This window comes from Pseudomonas sp. H3_A02 (genome assembly GCF_054671965.1).
The window spans coordinates 587784-604566 of the sequence record NZ_CP162807.1 but is presented as its reverse complement, the minus strand read 5'-3'; the positions used below and the strand labels follow the sequence as shown (position 1 = coordinate 604566).

Here is a 16783-nt window from a genome sequence, read left to right as displayed (position 1 = left end):
ATTTTATAGTCCAGGGAAGGTCTTACATGGCAAATGCCTGCCTTCGCGGGTTGAACTCGCTCATCGGCCCTGCTTGTTTCGTTTCGTGGTTAATTAACTTATGAAAGTCATGCTCCTGGTTATGGATGAACAGCGTGTGATCCTTGATCGACTGTATGAAGTCGTGCGGGAGAACTGCGACGACTGCACCATCTATCGCTTGAGTAAGCAGCAGCAAAAGAAGCTTGGCCGGTTCCTGGCCTCGGTCAATTACGAAGATTTCGATCGAGTGGTAATTTTTTCACGGGTCAAACGCCTGGCCCCACAACTGAGCGTATTGAAGTGCATTCCAGGGCTGATCTTCCTTGAGCACGACGCTTATCAGAACTACATGGGCGAAAGTAAATACAAGGGGGTCTACTCACGTTTGTATCGCCGCTTGCCCAGTTGTCGCGCCTTGGTGTCAGGGGCTGTCGTGGCTCGCCGGATGCAAGCCGAAGACATCGATGCGGTGTTCGTTTCCAAAGGTTATGACGAGCGGATGCTGCGCAACACCGACAGCGTCCGCGATATCCCCATTGGTTTTCTCGGCAGTCTCAAGAGCACTGAATATGCTCAACGCAAAGCGCTGCTTGAATCCCTGGTACAACGCACCGGCATGCTTGTGACGCGCACTCAGTCGGGGCGCGAGTATCTGGAAACACTCAATCGCATCAAGATTTTTGTCAGCGCCGACCTGGGCATGGGGGAGTTCATGATCAAGAACTTCGAGGCCATGGCCTGCGGTTGCGTGTTATTGGCCTGGAGCCAGGGCGAGGAAGATCAATTGCTGGGTTTTGAGGACATGGAAAACACCGTTTTCTATCGCTCCGAGGACGAGGCCGTGCAGAAGCTGGAGCTTTTGCAGCGTGATCCGGAACTGGCTGCGCGGATCGCCCGCAATGGCCAAGCCTTCGCCGAGAGCCGCTATTCGTTTGCGCGTGTCGGGCGGGCTCTGGCCGAGGAAATCCAGCGTGAAATGCGTCCCTGGCAAGCCCCGTCGGCGCTCACTCGCGGATGGGTCAAGCTGCGCTATGGCATGAAGGTGCCGGGGTAAGCGACATGGCCGATCGTGTTCCTCAAATCAGTGACGAAATGGCGCTCGACAAATTGCCTGGGGGGCATCAATCGCTGATGGGGGCCTTGCCCCAGGCGTTGAAGGACTGCTTGGAAAGGGCCTCGCGGGTGGTGCTGGTGGCCAATAATCCAGCCATCACTGCAAGCGACTTCCAGGCACTCGACATCGGCAGTGACGACGTGGTCGTGACTTTCAACACCTGCGTGAAGTCGGCACTGCTCAGTCCCCACAGCGTCAATGTGTTCGTCCATGGTTTCAATGCCCCCGACGCCTATTTCTTCGGCCTGCCCTACAACGCCGAGGTGCAGCGATTGTTCGGCTTGCCCGACGCACGCTGCTTCACAATGTTGGTGGGGTGCACCGGGAATATGTCGCCACTGCCGGGCGTGACCTTGTATTGGGAGCGCATGCCATTACCCCCTTTGTGGAACTACCCGGTCAACCGGGAGGGTGGCAAGCGCTATGTCGGTCCTTCGACGGGCTTCAATGCGCTGGTACTGTTCGATTGGTTGCGCGGCCATGCAGGTTATCACTACCAAATAGTGACCTTGGGTTTTTCCAACGAGGCGGGAAAGTTCTGGAGCGGGCACGCTTGGGAGTATGAACGTCAGTGGTTGCTCGGGGCCGATGTAACTGTTGTGCCGTTGCAACGCTGCCGTTGGTGGCAAAGGTGGTTTCGTCGCCCTTGAGTCGCATTGGCACGTTGAGCCGCCTGATGCGATGCCGCCGGGCAATTCTTTTTTACGACAAGGGCAGGATGCGTGTTGAAAGTTGCGCTGGCTTTTTTTGGTATCCCGAGAAACTCGGAGATCTGTTTCCCCTCTATTCGAGAAAACGTCCTGGCACACATTCCTGCCGGGAGCGAGGTGCAGTGTTTTTATCATCTGTACAAAATCGATGAAATCCGCAACCCGCGCTCGGGGGAGCAAGGTGAACTGAAAGCGGACAATTATGCACCATTCACCACCATGACCGGTCGCCTCGACTCCACCGAGGGCGTCCTGGAACGTTGGGACTTCGAGCGGGTCAAGTCCCTGGGCGATACCTGGGGAGATGAGCACGCTTCGCTCAGAAACCTGATCTACCAGCTCAATTCCCTGAATGCTGTGACGGCCATGATAGAACCGTTCGATCCGGATTTCGTCGTGTTTGTGCGTCCTGACAATTTCTACCACACCGCGCTTCCGGCGTATGTGTTCGCTCACCCTGATGCACGCAGATTGAATGCCTACATTCCGGACTGGCAATGGTGGGGGGGCTTGAACGACCGTTTCGCTATTTGCGGACGGGATGCCTACCCAGCCTATGGCAAGCGTATCGAACGTATTTTCGATTTTTGCGAGGCGACAGGGCGGAAGCTGCATTCCGAGCGGCTGCTCAAATACGCGTTGCAACAAGCAAAGGTGAAGGTTTGCACCTTGCCGACCACGGCGTCGCGGGTACGAATCGATGGCACCTTCGCCGAAGAGTCGTTCTCGCCCAAGCGTGGCATGGGCAAGCGTGAAAATCGTTATTTCCATCTGTTTGCACGGTGGCGAACTTATCTGGATAAACGACGTTCCAGCTGACGCTATTTGTGTAGTGTCCCGCGAACCATGCGCATCAGGCCCATGGCTTTTTTGTGCAAGTTGGTCAGGCCCTGGCGACGAGGCTTGTGCACTTCCAAGCCTTGTTTCACGAGCCAATCCTTCCAGCGGATGCGTTCGTCGCGAACTACCCAGCCCTCTTGGCTGGCGAAGCTTTCAGCCAGGTGCAGGCCTCGGGTACTGGCTGCGATCAACTGATCACGTTTAAGCGTATAGAGCTCTCCGATCGGCTTGCCGTCTTCAAGCGGCATCAGGTACAGGTCCGGTCGCTTGCGGTCCAGGCGCGCTACCAACTGGTCGCCCTCCAGGCGCTCATCGACGTGAAACAGGCTCAGGGACTTGGCTTCCTTGGGCACATCCAGGCGCAAGTCATAGATCAATTGCAGCGATGCCGTCGGCAGGTGCACGTAGGCCCGTGGTCGCTCGATCAGTTGCAGGTTGGCGCTGCGCACCGGGCGGGCTGAGCCCGACAGCGGCGTCAGGCGAAACGGCAAGGCTTCGCGGTAATGCAGGGCGGTGGCGTAGGGGGCTGGTAGCCAGGTGTCGTTGAAGCGTCCGCCGAGCCAGCCTTCAGGGGTTTCCAGCAGGCATTCCTCGGCAATTTCGCTGATGGCGGTGAGCAGCGGCAGGTTCAGTTCGTGGGCCGGGACGTAGCCGGAAATCAGCTTGAGCACCACATCGCCGCGATCCTGCCGGCGCTGGCGCACCAGTACCCAATAATCGCGGTTCTGCCAATGCAGGGTCAGGCGCACCGAGACGCCCAGGTTGGCCAGCTCCAGGGAAAAACGCTCGGTATCGGCCACCGCAACAGGGCGGCGGCGCTGCAAGGTCTGGGCGAAATTCAGCGGCATCCCGACGCTCTGGTAAGTCAGGCCTTCAGGGGTCGCTTCGACGAGCAGGGGCAGGGTCTTGAAGTTACTCGGGTTCTTTCTGATGAGCGTACGCGGCATGTCGGCTCCTTCCTTAAGGCCGCGTAGGGCGGCGTCAGTGTTTACGCAGGACCTTGGCTACGGTCGCGACGTTATGGGCGAGGTGCAGCGGATTGATGGTGCCGACAATAGCACTGGCGACCCCGGGATGCTCAAACAACAGTTCGAAACTGGCACGAACCGGGTCTACCCCGGGGCTCAGGCAGGCGTGGCCGCTGGCCAGGGCTTTTTTCACCAGGATCGCTTTGCCGTGCTCGCTGGCGTAGTCAATGACCGCCTTTTCGTTTCGTTCGTTCAGATTGTAGGTGACCATCGCGCAATCGCCTTGCTCCAAGGCCTTCAAGCCGCCGTCGACGGTCTTGCCGGAAAAACCGAAGCCGCCGATCTTGCCCTCGTGCTTGAGCGCCGCCAGGGTCGGGTAGACCTCGCTGTCGTTGAGGATTGCCAGGTCGTTGCCGTCGGAATGCACCAGCACCAGGTCGATGTAGTCGGTTTCCAGGCGCTTGAGGCTGCGCTCCACCGAGAATCGGGTATGGGCGGCGCTGAAGTCGTGGCGTGACTGGCCGTCGCTGAACTCTTCGCCGACCTTGCTGACAATCACCCAGTCCTGGCGTTGGCCGCGCAGCAGCGGGCCGAGGCGTTCTTCGCTGCGGCCATAGGCCGGCGCGGTGTCGATCAAATTGATACCCAGGTCCCGCGCCAGCTTGAGCAACATGCGCGCTTCGTCGTCATCGGGAATCTGAAAACCGTTGGGGTATTTGACGCCCTGGTCGCGGCCCAGCTTGACGGTGCCCAGGCCCAGGGGGGAAACCCGCGGGCCGTTATGGCCCAGGGGGCGATAGAGGTCATGCAGGGTCGCTTGGCTCATGGCAGCAGTTGCTCCCAGGCAGGCACGCCCATGGGCGGCTTCGGCAGATCCGGCAGCGGGGCCGGATGACTGGGCTGGATGCCGTCGCGTTGCAGCGCGTTGACCACCCGATCGGCGAAGTCCGGCGCCAAGGCCAGCTTGGTCGGCCAGCCCACCAGCAGGCGATCCTGCTCGGCGAGGAAGGCGTTGTCCGGGCGGGTCAGGCCCGACTGCAACGGTTCGGCGCGGTCAACCCGCAGCGTGGCCCATTGCGCGCTGCTCAGGTCGATCCACGGCAGCAGTTGGCCAAGTTCTTTCTGGGCGACGGCGATCTGCTCGGCGGGCTCGCGGGCGATGGCATCGCCTTCGGCGAGGTCGCCCCCCAGGTACCAGACCCATTGGCCATCGGCGGAGGGATGGGTGGTCACGGTGACGCGTGGCTTCGGTCCGCCGCCCAGGCAATGGGCGTAAAGCGGCTTGAGGCTCGGGCCCTTGGCCAGGACCATGTGCAACGGCCGGGTCTGCATGGCCGGTTTGTCCAGGCCCAGGGCGTTGAGCAGATCAGCGGTGCCAGCGCCCGCGCTGAGGATGATGCGCTGGGCACGGATCTCGCGGTCGTCGACCTTCAGTCCGACCAGCTCACCGGCTTCGCGCAGTGGCTCGATGCGCTGCCCGGCCAGCAGGCTGTCGCCAGCCAGTTCCGCCAGGCGTGCGATCAGGCTGGGCACGTCCACCACCAGTTCGGCCAGGCGATAGACCTTGCCCTTGAAGCGCTTGTCTTGCAGGGCCGGCGGCAATTGGTCGCCCTTGACCTGGTCGACCCGCCCGCGCACGGCCTTGCTGGCGAAGAAACTGGTGAGGTTGCCGGCCAAAGTGCCGGGGGACCAGAGGTAATGGGCATCGGACAGCATGCGCACGCCGGACAGGTCCAGCTCACCTTCACCCTTCAGGGCTTCGCGCCAGCGGCGCGGCATGTCGGCGATGGCTTCCGAGGCCCCGGTCAGGGCGCCATGCAAGGCGTACTTGGCGCCGCCATGGATGATGCCCTGGGATTTGACACTCTGCCCGCCGCCGAGGCTGGCGCTTTCCACCAGCACGGTTGAAAACCCCTGGCGGCGCAGGCGCGCGTTCAGCCAGAGGCCGGCGACTCCGGCGCCGACAATCAGGATGTCGGTGGAAATAACGGATGGCATGCAGCGACCTCAGTGTTCAAGACGAGGGCGCAGTATACAGACTCGATGAGTGGAGTTTTCGCCGCTCAACCTGTGGGAGCAAAGCTTGCTCGCGATACAGGCGCCTCGGTTCCAGAGAGACCGCGTCGTTTTCATCGCGGGCAAGCCTTGCTCCCACAGATTCCTCCTTGCCACACATGTATTTTCAGCCCTATTAAGCCGTGTCTTCAGTGCCCGGCCGTCTTGGAAAACAGCTGGATCACCACCACCCCCAACACAATCAGCGCCATCCCCAGCATCGCCGGCACGTCCAGTTTCTGCCCGTAGATGAACAGCGCCGCGACGCTGACCATGACGATCCCCAGTCCGGCCCAGACCGCATAGGCCACGCCCACCGGTACGGTGCGCACCACCAGCGTCAGCATCCAGAACGCGGTGCCGTAGCCGACGATGACCAGCAGCAAGGGCAGGGGTGTGCTCAGGCCCTTGATCGCTTTCATCGAAACGGTGGCGATCACTTCGGCGCAGATGGCGATGGCCAGGTAGTAGTAGGCGTTCATGGGCAGTTCCTCTTTGACGGTTGCGTCTTTCGATGGGGCCATTCTAGAGATCGCCCAGATGCGGTAAAGTCATTACCTATCTGTAATAGAGATAGGTTGAGCCATGAACGTACAGTGGAACCTGGAACAATTGCGGCTGTTTGTCGGGGTCGCCGAGAAACGTTCGTTTTCCGCCGTGGCCCGGGACCAGCGCAAGGCGCAGTCGGCCATCAGCAGTGCGATCGCCTTGCTGGAAGACGACTTGGGGGTGAGCCTGTTCGAGCGCAGCAGCGGCCGTCAGCCGAGGCTCACCGACGCGGGTGAAGCCCTGCTCGAAGAGGCCAGGGAAGTGCTGCGCCAGTGCGAGCGCCTCAATGGTCGAGCCCTGGCCTTGATGCGCGGCCAGGAAGCGTCGCTGCGCCTGGCCCAGGACGAAGCCATGCCCTATCAACCGGTCATCGACAGCCTGGCGGCCCTGGCCGAGCAATTTCCCACCCTCGAAGTGCAACTGGCCAGCGCCGCCCAGGGCGATGTGGCGCGCAAACTGGTGGAGCGGCGCGCCGACCTCGGCTTGCTGTTCTATCACGACCAGATCCCCGAGGCGCTGGAACGCCGGGTACTGGGCAGCGTCGAAATGGTCACGGTGTGCGGCCGGGACCATCCCCTGGCGAACCATGGTTATGTGACCTGCCGGGAAATGGCCCGGCACCGCCAGTTGTTGATGGCGACCCAATCCAGCGTCTATCCCGGCAGCGAGCAGGCCAGCCCGCAGGTCTGGCGGGCCGACAGTTTCTATGTGCTGGCCGAATGGCTGAGGAGTGGCCTGGGCTGGGCCTGGCTGCCACGGCACGTGGTGCAATACCCGGCGTACCTGGGTGACATGGTCGAACTCAGCAGCGAATGGACGCCGCCGGCCCTGGTGGTGGAACTGGTCTGGCGCCGCGACGAACCCCTGGGGCCGGCGGCCCGTTGGCTGGCGGAACGTTTTGCCGTGCAGTTGCAGGCGATCGGCTGAAAACCCGATAAACTCCGCCGCCATGAACAGAACTCTCTATAGCGCGTTGTTTTATCTGGGGCTGCCACTGGTAGCGATTCGGCTGTGGCTGCGGGCCCGCAAGGCGCCAGCGTATGCCCGGCGCATTGGCGAGCGGTTCTCTCGGGGGCTGCCGGTCATGGTGCCGGGGGGCATCTGGGTGCACGCGGTGTCGGTGGGCGAGAGCATTGCCGCCGCGCCGATGATCCGCGCCTTGCTGCAACGTTATCCACAGCTGCCGATCACCGTCACCTGCATGACGCCCACCGGTTCGGAGCGGATCCGGGCGTTGTTCGCCAGCGAGCCGCGCATCCAGCATTGCTATCTGCCTTACGACTTGCCTTGCGCCGCCAAGCGTTTTCTCGATCGGGTGCGCCCGTCCCTGGCGGTGATCATGGAAACCGAGCTGTGGCCCAACCACATTCACCAGTGCGCCAGGCGCGGCATTCCCGTGGCCTTGGCCAACGCTCGGCTGTCGGAGCGTTCGGCGCGGGGTTATGCACGTTTTCCCAAACTGACCCGGCCCATGCTCGCCGAGATGAGCCTGTTCGCCGTGCAGACCGAAGCCGAAGCCGAGCGTTTCCGCCAGTTGGGCGCCCGGGCGGAAACCGTCGAGGTCACCGGCTCCATCAAGTTCGACCTGACCATCGACCCGCAACTGCTCGAGGACGCCAGCGCCTTGCGTCGCCAGTGGCAGGCCTCCGAGCGTCCGGTATGGATCGCCGCCAGTACCCATGAAGGTGAAGACGAAGTGGTGCTGGCCGCCCACCGTCGGCTGCTCGACAGTTATCCCGAAGCGTTGCTGATCCTGGTGCCGCGTCATCCCGAGCGCTTCGACTCCGTGCACCAGTTGTGTGTCAACGAAGGTCTGGTCACGGTGCGGCGCTCCAGCGGCCAACCGGTTACCGCCCAGGCTTCGGTGTTGCTCGGCGACACCATGGGTGAACTGTTGTTTCTCTACGCATTGGCCGACAGCGCGTTTGTCGGTGGCAGCCTGGTGCCCAACGGTGGGCACAACCTGCTCGAACCGGCGGCCCTGGCGAAACCGGTGCTGAGTGGGCCGCACCTGTTCAACTTCCTCGAAATCGCCGCGCAACTGCGCGCTGCCGGGGCGCTGGCGGAAGTGGACGATGCCCAAAGCCTGGCCCTGGCGATCCAGCGCCTGTTCGAACTGCCTCGGGATGCCCAGCGCATGGCCGAGGCGGGGCTTGCGGTGATGCGCCGCAATCAGGGCGCGTTGCAGCGGTTGCTGGAGGGGTTGGGGCGGTTGATTGATTGAGCGACTGAATATCTGTGGGAGCAAAGCTTGCTCGCGATGCAAACGCCCCGGCTCCAGGGAGACTGAGTTGTATTCATCGCGGGCAAGCCTTGCTCCCACAGGATGTTGCTGGCAGGGCTTCCCTCCGAGGGGTTACTGCGCCGGCCGCGAGCGCAACTGCTGCGCTGCCGCCTGGGCCAGGTCCGGCGGCAGGAAGTCGCGGTCGGGGTTGTAGTCGGGCTTGAGGTAGCGCGACAGGTCCTGCAGGTCCGCCGGGCTCAACGTCCCGGCCGCCTGCTTGAGGCGCAGGTTGTCGAGGATGTAGTCGTAGCGGGCGTTGTTGTAGTTGCGCACCGAGGTGTACAGCTGGCGCTGGGCGTCGAGCACATCGACGATGTTGCGGGTGCCCACCTGATAGCCGATTTCCGTGGCTTCCACCGCGCTCTGGTTGGAGATGATCGACTGGCGCCGGGCCTGGACCTGCTCCACGTCCGTGTTGACCGCACGGTGCAGGTTACGGGTGTTTTCCACCACCTGCCGACGCAGGCCTTCGCGTTGCTGTTCGGTCTGGGTGAGCTGCGAGTAGGACTCGCGCACCTGGGAACTGGTCAGCCCGCCGCTGTAGATCGGGATGCTCAGTTGCAGGCCAATGGTGCGTTGCTCGGCATCGCCGCCATAACGCTGGCCGGTGGGGCTCGGGTTGGTGAAACCGAGGCCGTCGTTGTCGCCTTTTCTGTACTGGGCTATCGCATCGAGGGTCGGCGCATGGCCGGCCTTGCGTTGGCGCAGTGTGTCTTCGGCGGCATCGACGGCGTAGTTGCTGGCCAGCAGGTTGAGGTTCTGTTTGGCCGCCGTGTCGACCCAGGCCTTGGCATCGTTCGGCGTCGGCGGCAGGATCGGCAAGGTGTGGACGATGCCCTGGAGCGAGTTGTACTGGCGGTTGGTCAGGGTGATCAAGGCTTCGAAGGCGTCTTCGACCTGGCGCTGGGCGAGGATCCGGTTGGCGCGTGCGGTGTCGTAGCTGGCCTGGGATTGCAGTACATCCGTCTTGTCCGACAGGCCGACGTCGAAACGTTCGTTGGACTGGTCGAGCTGGCGCTTGAACGCCGCTTCCTCGGCCTTGGTCGAGGCCAGGTTGTCCTGGCTGCGCAGCACGTTGAAATAGCTCTCGGCGCTTTGCAGGATCATGTTCTGTTCAGTGGCCGACAGTTGCAGCGACGCTTGTTCGTCAACGGACTTTGCCGCCTGGAGCTGGAACCAGCGGTCGGCGCGGAAAATCGGTTGGGACAGCGTGGCCTGGTAGACCGTGGAACTGCGGGTGGCGGTCATCGCCGGCTGGTCGAGTTCGGTACGGGTGTTGTTCAAGTCTGCACCGGCCGAGAGGTTGGGCAGCAACCCGGCGCGGGCCTGGGGCACCACTTCCTTCTGGGCACCATATTGGGCGCGGGCAGCGGCCAGATCGGCGTTGTTGTCCACCGCTTCCTGATACACGCTCACCAGATCGGTTTTGGTGGTCAAGGGCGCTTCGGCGGCCCAGGCCATGGCGTTGGACGCACAAGACACGGCCAGGGCCAGTGAGAGTTTGCGCAGCATGAGGCTATCCCTAATTCACTAATGAGAATGCGCATAAGAGGCGCGCGGCGTAGCGAGTGTAGTTGCGCGACGGCATGGCAACAATCCTGTATATGCGCCATTCATCACGCCTTTTGCCCTGGCGATGGCGTTCTCTGGTAGTTGTGTCTAGACTGGCCGGGTTCTTGTCGGGGTGCCTTGCTATGAGGCTGAGATCGAATAATTTCGGATCCCGTTGAACCTGATCAGGTTAGCGCCTGCGTAGGGAACAAGATTTCTCGTCACCCGGCGAGTCCTCTTGTGCTTCGTCCGGGATGTCGTTCGACCATTGAACGCACTCGAGCAGCAAGCACAGCGTCCGCACTTTCGTGCAGGGACGCGTCCATTCGTTACAGGTTCGCTCCGACAAAAATCCACTGCCTGGATGTGTGTCTGGAGAGCCCGTGATGACGACAAAATCAAAAAACGCGATCAACCTCAGTGATTCGGCCAAGGTCGATGAGCAATCGGTTCAGCCCTTTACCCGCTCGCAAAAAATCTATGTCCAGGGCAGCCGCCCGGATATCCGCGTGCCCATGCGCGAAATCAGCCTCGACGTGACCCCCACCGACTTCGGCGGCGAAATCAATGCGCCGGTGGTGGTGTACGACACCTCGGGCCCGTACACCGATCCGAACGTGATCATCGACGTGCGCAAAGGCCTGGCCGACGTGCGCTCGCCGTGGATCGAAGCCCGTGGCGACACCGAGCGCCTGGCGGGCCTGAGTTCCAACTTCGGCCAGGAACGCCTGGCCGACCCCGAGCTGACCAAGCTGCGCTTTGCCCACGTGAACAACCCGCGTCGCGCCAAGCCGGGTGCCAACGTCAGCCAGATGCACTACGCGCGCAAAGGCATCATCACCGCCGAGATGGAATACGTCGCCATCCGCGAGAACATGAAGCTGGAAGTGGCCCGCGCCGCCGGCCTGCTGGACCAGCAACACGCCGGCCACAGCTTCGGCGCCAGCGTGCCGAAAGTCATCACTCCGGAATTCGTGCGTGACGAAATCGCCCGTGGCCGCGCGATCATCCCCGCCAACATCAACCACACCGAACTGGAACCGATGATCATCGGCCGTAACTTCCTGGTGAAGATCAACGGCAACATCGGCAACAGCGCGCTGGGTTCGTCCATCGAAGAAGAAGTGGCGAAGCTGACCTGGGGCATCCGTTGGGGCTCGGACACGGTCATGGACCTGTCCACCGGCAAGCACATCCATGAAACCCGCGAGTGGATCATTCGCAACTCGCCGGTGCCGATCGGCACCGTGCCGATCTATCAGGCCCTGGAAAAAGTCGGCGGCGTGGCCGAAGACCTGACCTGGGAGCTGTTCCGCGACACGCTGATCGAACAGGCCGAGCAGGGCGTCGACTACTTCACCATCCACGCCGGCGTGTTGTTGCGCTATGTGCCGATGACCGCCAAGCGCGTCACCGGTATCGTCAGCCGTGGCGGTTCGATCATGGCCAAGTGGTGCCTGGCGCACCACAAAGAGAACTTCCTCTACACCCACTTCGAAGACATCTGCGAAATCATGAAGGCCTACGACGTCAGCTTCTCGCTGGGCGATGGCCTGCGTCCGGGCTCGATTGCCGACGCCAACGACGAAGCGCAGTTCGGCGAGCTGGAAACCCTCGGCGAGCTGACCAAGATCGCCTGGAAGCATGATGTGCAATGCATGATCGAAGGCCCCGGCCACGTGCCGATGCAGTTGATCAAAGAGAACATGGACAAGCAGCTCGAGTGCTGCGACGAGGCGCCGTTCTACACCCTCGGCCCGCTGACCACCGACATCGCCCCGGGCTACGACCACATCACTTCCGGCATCGGTGCGGCGATGATCGGCTGGTTCGGTTGCGCCATGCTCTGCTACGTAACCCCGAAAGAACACTTGGGGCTGCCGAACAAGGATGACGTCAAGACCGGGATCATCACCTACAAGATCGCCGCCCATGCGGCCGATCTGGCCAAGGGGCACCCGGGCGCGCAGATCCGCGACAACGCCTTGAGCAAGGCGCGTTTCGAGTTCCGTTGGGAAGACCAGTTCAACCTCGGCCTGGACCCGGACACCGCCCGCTCGTACCACGACGAAACCTTGCCGAAGGACTCGGCCAAGGTCGCGCATTTCTGCTCGATGTGCGGGCCGAAATTCTGCTCGATGAAAATCACCCAGGAAGTGCGCGAGTACGCCGCCAACCAGCGCATTGAAGCGGTGGATGTCGAGGTTGCCCAGGGCTTGGCGGAGCAGGCTGAGCGGTTCAAGAAGGAAGGTAGTCAGCTTTACAAGAAAGTGTGATGTGAGCTGAAGGCGGCGGTGTTTTCACCGCCGTCATCGCGAGCAAGCTCGCTCCCACAGGGGATCTACTGTGGACGCAAAGTCTGTGTGCACCGTTGATCCTCTGTGGGAGCGAGCTTGCTCGCGATAGCGGCCAAAAAGACAACAAATATCCCTCTGAGATAACAACTCTTGAACATCCAACCCAGCACCTATTCCCCCGACGCCGCAGTCCCCCTGGACAAACGCGTCTTCGGCGCCCGCGACCTGTTTTCCCTGTGGTTCTCCCTCGGCATCGGCCTGATGGTCTTGCAGGTCGGCGCCTTGCTCGCGCCGGGCCTGGGTCTGAGTGGTTCGCTGCTGGCGATTTTCCTCGGCACGCTGGTGGGCGTCCTGCTGCTGGCAGCCGTCGGGGTGATCGGCAGCGACACCGGCCTGTCGGCCATGGCCGCCCTCAAGCTCAGCCTCGGCGGCAAGGGCGCGAGCGTGCCGGCGGTGTTGAACCTGCTGCAACTGATCGGCTGGGGCTCGTTCGAAATCATCGTCATGCGTGACGCGGCCAGCCTGCTCGGTGCACGCGCCTTCAGCGAAGGCAGCCTGGGTTCGAATCCGTTGCTGTGGACGCTGTTCTTCGGCGCCCTGGCGACCTTGCTCGCGGTCAGTGGACCGCTGACGTTCGTGCGCAAGGTCCTGCGCAAATGGGGCATCTGGCTGCTGCTGGCGGCCTGCATCTGGCTGACCTGGAACCTGTTCGCCAAGGCTGACCTGGCGGCGCTGTGGGCCCAGGCGGGCGACGGCTCGATGCCGTTGGCGGTGGGGTTTGATATTGCCATTGCGATGCCGCTGTCGTGGTTGCCGCTGATCGCCGACTATTCACGCTTTGGCAAACGCGCCAAAAATGTGTTTGGCGGCACTGCGCTGGGCTTCTTCATCGGTAACTTTTGGCTGATGAGCCTGGGCGTTGCCTACACCCTCGCGTTTGCTCCGAGCGGTGAAGTCAATGCGTTGCTGCTGGCCCTGGCCGGTGCCGGGTTGGGCATTCCGCTGCTGCTGATTCTGCTGGACGAGTCGGAAAACGCCTTCGCCGACATTCACTCGGCGGCGGTGTCCAGCGGCATGCTGTCGGGGCTGAAAGTCGAGCACCTGGCCTTGGCGATTGGCGTCATCTGCACCTTGATCGCCTGCTTTGCACCGTTGGCGCAATACCAGAACTTCCTGTTGCTGATCGGATCGGTGTTCGCGCCGCTGTTCGGCGTGGTGCTGGTGGATCACTTCATCCTGCGCAAGCGCAGCAGCCAAGGGGTGTCAGCCGCGTTGCGCTGGCCGGCCCTGTTGGCCTGGTTGGGTGGGGTGAGTACTTATCACCTGCTGGCCAACTTCTATCCGGACGTCGGTGCAACCCTGCCATCGTTGATCCTGGCAGGGTTACTGCAACTGTTGCTGGGCCGGGCTTTCAGCTACGGCCGGGGAACAGCTCGGGCTTGAGGATGCCGTTGAGGCGTGGATAGGCGATCTTCAGTTCGATGTGGCCCAAGGCGTACGGCGCGATGGTGCTCACTTCGTACTTGAGGATCACCCCGCCGTAAGTCAGCGCGATGTGTGGGGTTTTCTGGAAGGACCACTGTTTCAGGAACTCGGGCTCCTGATCCAACTTGGTGCTGATCAGCCAGCTGTTGTGGGCGACCTGGGCGGCTTTCCAGAACGCTTCTTCCTGGCCCGGTAGCAGCATGTCCGACAGGGTCAGCACCTTGTGTTGCTGGCGCGAATAGTTGATGAAACCTCGACCCGGCGTGCCATGGGCACCGCCGGTGTCCAGGTAGCTGGACAGTTCGATGATCACCAGGCCGTCATGTTGCTCGCGTACCTTGGCCTGCAAGTAGCTGCTGTTGCGTGGTGCGGCGTTGCGCAGGAACTGCTCGCGATAGGCCGCCAGCGTCGGCGCCACCGGAGCGTCCGGCGTGGTGCGGGTCATTTGCAGCAGGCGTTTTTCGACGATGCCGTCCAAGGCAGGCTCGGTGGGAAAATGCAGAGTATCGATGTTCACCAATGGGCAGTCGGCGCTGGCGCAACCTTGTTGCAATTGTTCCGACGCGTCGCGGGTGGTCTCCAGCGGTGCGCGATAGTTGGGTTGGAACAGGCTTTGGCAAGCGCCCAGGGTCAGGGCAATGGCAGCCACGGAGGCGGTTTTGAAAAGCGACATGGGCGTCCTTCATGAAACACGGAAAGGCAAAAAGTTACCCGCTTCGACTGTCGGCAAGGCAATCAGTTCGCCACTAAGCTCATTAGAGTGATTTTCAGCGCAGCCGTCCATCCCGATCACCGGAAAGGGGCTGCATCAAAGGGTACGGGCGCGTTAGGATGGCGCGAAGCCGAGGTTGGAACCTCGTATTGATCCATTGCACACGAGGATTGTCATGACCGACTTCGCCAACGCCACACCGAACACCGTGGACATCGTCAAGCGTGAAACCTGCTTCAAGGGTTTCTATAAGCTCGACCGCCTCGTCCTGCGCCACGAGTTGTTTGCCGGTGGCATGAGCCGTGAGATCAGCCGTGAACTGTTCGTGCGTCATGACGCGGTGTGTGTGCTGCCCTACGATCCGCAGCGCGATGAAGTGGTGTTGATCGAGCAGTTTCGCGTGGGCGCCATTGGCAAGACCACCAACCCCTGGCTGGTGGAGCTGGTGGCCGGGCTGATCGACAAGGACGAGCAACCGGAAGAAGTTGCTCATCGCGAGGCGCAGGAGGAAGCTGGGCTTGTCTTCGCTGCGCTCTGGCCGATGACCCAATATTTTCCATCGCCGGGCGGCAGCAATGAGTTCGTACATTTGTTCTTGGGGCGTTGCGACAGCACGGGGGCAGGCGGCCTGCATGGCCTTCTGGAGGAAGCCGAGGACATTCGGGTGAAGGTCTGGGCTTTTGAGGATGCCTTGCAAGCCGTGCGCGACGGACGTATCTGCAACGCGGCCAGCATCATTGCCTTGCAATGGCTGGCCTTGAATCGCGATGAAGTGAGGGGGCTATGGTCCTGAACAAACTGCGCGACCGCTATCGCGTCGATCTGGTGGGGTTGCAGGCCGCCTGCGAGGCCAACTACGCCCGCTTGATGCGCTTGTTGCCGGACATGCGCAACGACCCGTTGCCGCGCCGCATCGCCGTGACCCACGGCGACCAGATGCTCGGCGTGCTGGCCCTGGAAGTGCTGCAGACCTGTCCCTACACCACCACCTTGCAGGTTCGTCAGGAGCACAGCCTGCCCTGGTTGCCGGTGCCGCAGTTGGAAGTGCAGGTCTATCACGACGCGCGCATGGCCGAAGTTGTCAGCGCCGAACATGCACGACGCTTTCGTGGCATCTATCCTTACCCCAATGCCTCGATGCACCAGCCGGATGAAAAGGCCCAGTTGAACCTGTTCCTGGGCGAGTGGTTGAGTCATTGCCTGGCGCTGGGTCACGAGTTCGAAGTCGTTCGGTAGTTGTGAACCGGTTCCGGTTCGCGGGTTTCCCCTTTCGATCATCCCCCAGCATAATTGCGGCTTCATGCAACGGCGTGATTGCGCCTGGGAGAGAGCGATTTGCCGAGCGTATCCAGCTTGACCACAGCCGATGCGGCGTTGTTGGTCCAACTGTCCGATAGCCATTTGTTCGCCGAGGCCGATGCCTCGTTGCTGGGCATGAAGACCCGTGACAGTTTGCGGGCGGTCATTGATTTGGTGCTCAAGCAGCAGCCGGACATTGACCTGATGCTTGCCACTGGGGATTTGTCCCAGGACGGGACGCTGGAATCCTACGCGGCGTTTCGGCAGTTGACTGCGCGAATTGATGCGCCGGCGCGGTGGATTCCCGGTAACCATGATGAGCCGCAGGTGATGCTTGAGGCGGCGGTCAAGAGTACGTTGCTCGATCCGGTGGTGGACATTGGCAATTGGCGGGTGACGATGCTCGATTCTGCCGTTCCAGGTTCGGTGCCGGGGTTTTTGGCTGAGGAGCAGTTGATTCTGTTGGCCAATGCCTTGAGCGAGGCGCCGGAGCGGCATCATTTGGTGTGTCTGCATCATCATCCAGTGTCGATTGGGTGTGTGTGGATGGAGCCGATCGGGTTGCGTAATCCGGAGGCGTTGTTTGCGGTGTTGGATCGGTTTCCCCAGGTGCGGGCGGTGTTGTGGGGGCATGTGCATCAGGAGGTTGATCGGGTGCGGGAGGGGGTTCGTTTGTTGGCTTCGCCTTCGACCTGTATTCAGTTTGAGCCGGGGAGTGAGGATTTTGCGGTGGGCTCGCAAGCGCCGGGGTATCGGTGGTTGCGGCTCTTGCCGGATGGGCGGTTGGAGACGGGGGTTGAGCGGGTGGTTGGGTTTGCGTTTACCCCGGACTATGAGTCCAACGGTTATTGAGTTTTGATTGAGTACATATCCATTGCTGCGGTAACGGCTACTTAGG

16 protein-coding genes and 1 riboswitch are annotated in these 16783 nt (G+C 61.7%); of the genes, 10 read left to right on the top strand and 6 right to left on the bottom strand.

The genetic code is table 11. The features are described 5' to 3' along the window. Positions 1–100: 100 nt before the first annotated feature. From AB4N80_RS02540 to AB4N80_RS02530, 3 genes are all read left to right on the top strand, one after another. Positions 101–1075, top strand: coding sequence for a glycosyltransferase (locus tag AB4N80_RS02540; protein WP_122564980.1), 975 nt, complete (start codon positions 101–103; stop codon positions 1073–1075). 5 nt (positions 1076–1080) lie between these two features. Further along, positions 1081–1785, top strand: a complete 705-nt coding sequence (locus AB4N80_RS02535) for a hypothetical protein (RefSeq protein ID WP_122564979.1) — start codon at positions 1081–1083, stop codon at positions 1783–1785. Positions 1786–1857: 72 nt separating this feature from the next. Continuing rightward, complete coding sequence (locus tag AB4N80_RS02530) at positions 1858–2664, top strand: hypothetical protein (protein WP_122564978.1); 807 nt, start codon at positions 1858–1860, stop codon at positions 2662–2664. A gap of 2 nt (positions 2665–2666) precedes the next feature. Here AB4N80_RS02530 and AB4N80_RS02525 read toward each other — a convergent pair whose 3' ends face one another. The 4 genes from AB4N80_RS02525 to AB4N80_RS02510 all read right to left on the bottom strand — a co-directional run bounded on the left by AB4N80_RS02525 (position 2667) and on the right by AB4N80_RS02510 (position 6190). Continuing rightward, complete coding sequence (locus AB4N80_RS02525) at positions 2667–3632, bottom strand: metal ABC transporter ATPase (protein WP_122564977.1); 966 nt, start codon at positions 3630–3632, stop codon at positions 2667–2669. Between the two features lie 34 nt (positions 3633–3666). Then, positions 3667–4479: an aldo/keto reductase gene (locus AB4N80_RS02520; protein WP_122564976.1), complete on the bottom strand. Its 813-nt coding sequence runs from the start codon at positions 4477–4479 to the stop codon at positions 3667–3669. Then, positions 4476–5651, bottom strand: coding sequence for an NAD(P)/FAD-dependent oxidoreductase (locus AB4N80_RS02515; RefSeq protein ID WP_354338227.1), 1176 nt, complete (start codon positions 5649–5651; stop codon positions 4476–4478). Before AB4N80_RS02515 ends, AB4N80_RS02520 begins: the two co-directional genes overlap by 4 nt. A gap of 206 nt (positions 5652–5857) precedes the next feature. Continuing rightward, entirely contained in the window at positions 5858–6190 is a 333-nt protein-coding gene (locus tag AB4N80_RS02510) for a DMT family transporter (protein WP_003197153.1), read from the bottom strand. A gap of 103 nt (positions 6191–6293) precedes the next feature. Here AB4N80_RS02510 and AB4N80_RS02505 point away from each other — a divergent pair, with 103 nt between their 5' ends. After that, positions 6294–7184 carry a LysR family transcriptional regulator gene (locus AB4N80_RS02505; RefSeq protein WP_060739451.1) on the top strand — a complete coding sequence of 297 codons (891 nt, stop codon included), beginning with the start codon at positions 6294–6296 and terminating at the stop codon, positions 7182–7184. 22 nt (positions 7185–7206) lie between these two features. Beyond that, entirely contained in the window at positions 7207–8481 is a 1275-nt protein-coding gene (gene waaA / locus AB4N80_RS02500; protein ID WP_354338231.1) for a lipid IV(A) 3-deoxy-D-manno-octulosonic acid transferase, read from the top strand. A 132-nt stretch (positions 8482–8613) separates the two neighbouring features. On the opposite strand, the gene AB4N80_RS02495 is transcribed toward waaA, so the two are convergent. After that, positions 8614–10053, bottom strand: a complete 1440-nt coding sequence (locus tag AB4N80_RS02495; protein WP_305482467.1) for a TolC family outer membrane protein — start codon at positions 10051–10053, stop codon at positions 8614–8616. Between the two features lie 158 nt (positions 10054–10211). Continuing rightward, positions 10212–10317, top strand: a riboswitch (TPP riboswitch). Between the two features lie 161 nt (positions 10318–10478). Between AB4N80_RS02495 and thiC the strand changes: the two genes are divergently transcribed. Continuing rightward, positions 10479–12368 carry a phosphomethylpyrimidine synthase ThiC gene (gene thiC, locus AB4N80_RS02490; protein ID WP_305482468.1) on the top strand — a complete coding sequence of 630 codons (1890 nt, stop codon included), beginning with the start codon at positions 10479–10481 and terminating at the stop codon, positions 12366–12368. Between the two features lie 171 nt (positions 12369–12539). Beyond that, positions 12540–13832, top strand: coding sequence for a putative hydroxymethylpyrimidine transporter CytX (gene cytX, locus AB4N80_RS02485; RefSeq protein ID WP_122564971.1), 1293 nt, complete (start codon positions 12540–12542; stop codon positions 13830–13832). On the opposite strand, the gene AB4N80_RS02480 is transcribed toward cytX, so the two are convergent. Continuing rightward, entirely contained in the window at positions 13801–14547 is a 747-nt protein-coding gene (locus AB4N80_RS02480) for a DUF3298 domain-containing protein (RefSeq protein ID WP_122564970.1), read from the bottom strand. The genes cytX and AB4N80_RS02480 overlap by 32 nt on opposite strands. A 214-nt stretch (positions 14548–14761) precedes the next feature. Here AB4N80_RS02480 and AB4N80_RS02475 point away from each other — a divergent pair, with 214 nt between their 5' ends. The 3 genes from AB4N80_RS02475 to cpdA all read left to right on the top strand — a co-directional run bounded on the left by AB4N80_RS02475 (position 14762) and on the right by cpdA (position 16737). Continuing rightward, positions 14762–15379, top strand: coding sequence for an NUDIX domain-containing protein (locus AB4N80_RS02475; protein WP_122564969.1), 618 nt, complete (start codon positions 14762–14764; stop codon positions 15377–15379). Continuing rightward, the gene (locus AB4N80_RS02470; RefSeq protein WP_024618006.1) at positions 15370–15822 is read left to right on the top strand and encodes a DUF1249 domain-containing protein; all 453 of its coding nucleotides are present in this window, start codon (positions 15370–15372) and stop codon (positions 15820–15822) included. The genes AB4N80_RS02475 and AB4N80_RS02470 overlap by 10 nt, the downstream gene beginning before the upstream one ends. Before the next feature lie 99 nt (positions 15823–15921). Then, the gene (gene cpdA / locus AB4N80_RS02465; protein WP_122564968.1) at positions 15922–16737 is read left to right on the top strand and encodes a 3',5'-cyclic-AMP phosphodiesterase; all 816 of its coding nucleotides are present in this window, start codon (positions 15922–15924) and stop codon (positions 16735–16737) included. Positions 16738–16783 lie beyond the last annotated feature (46 nt).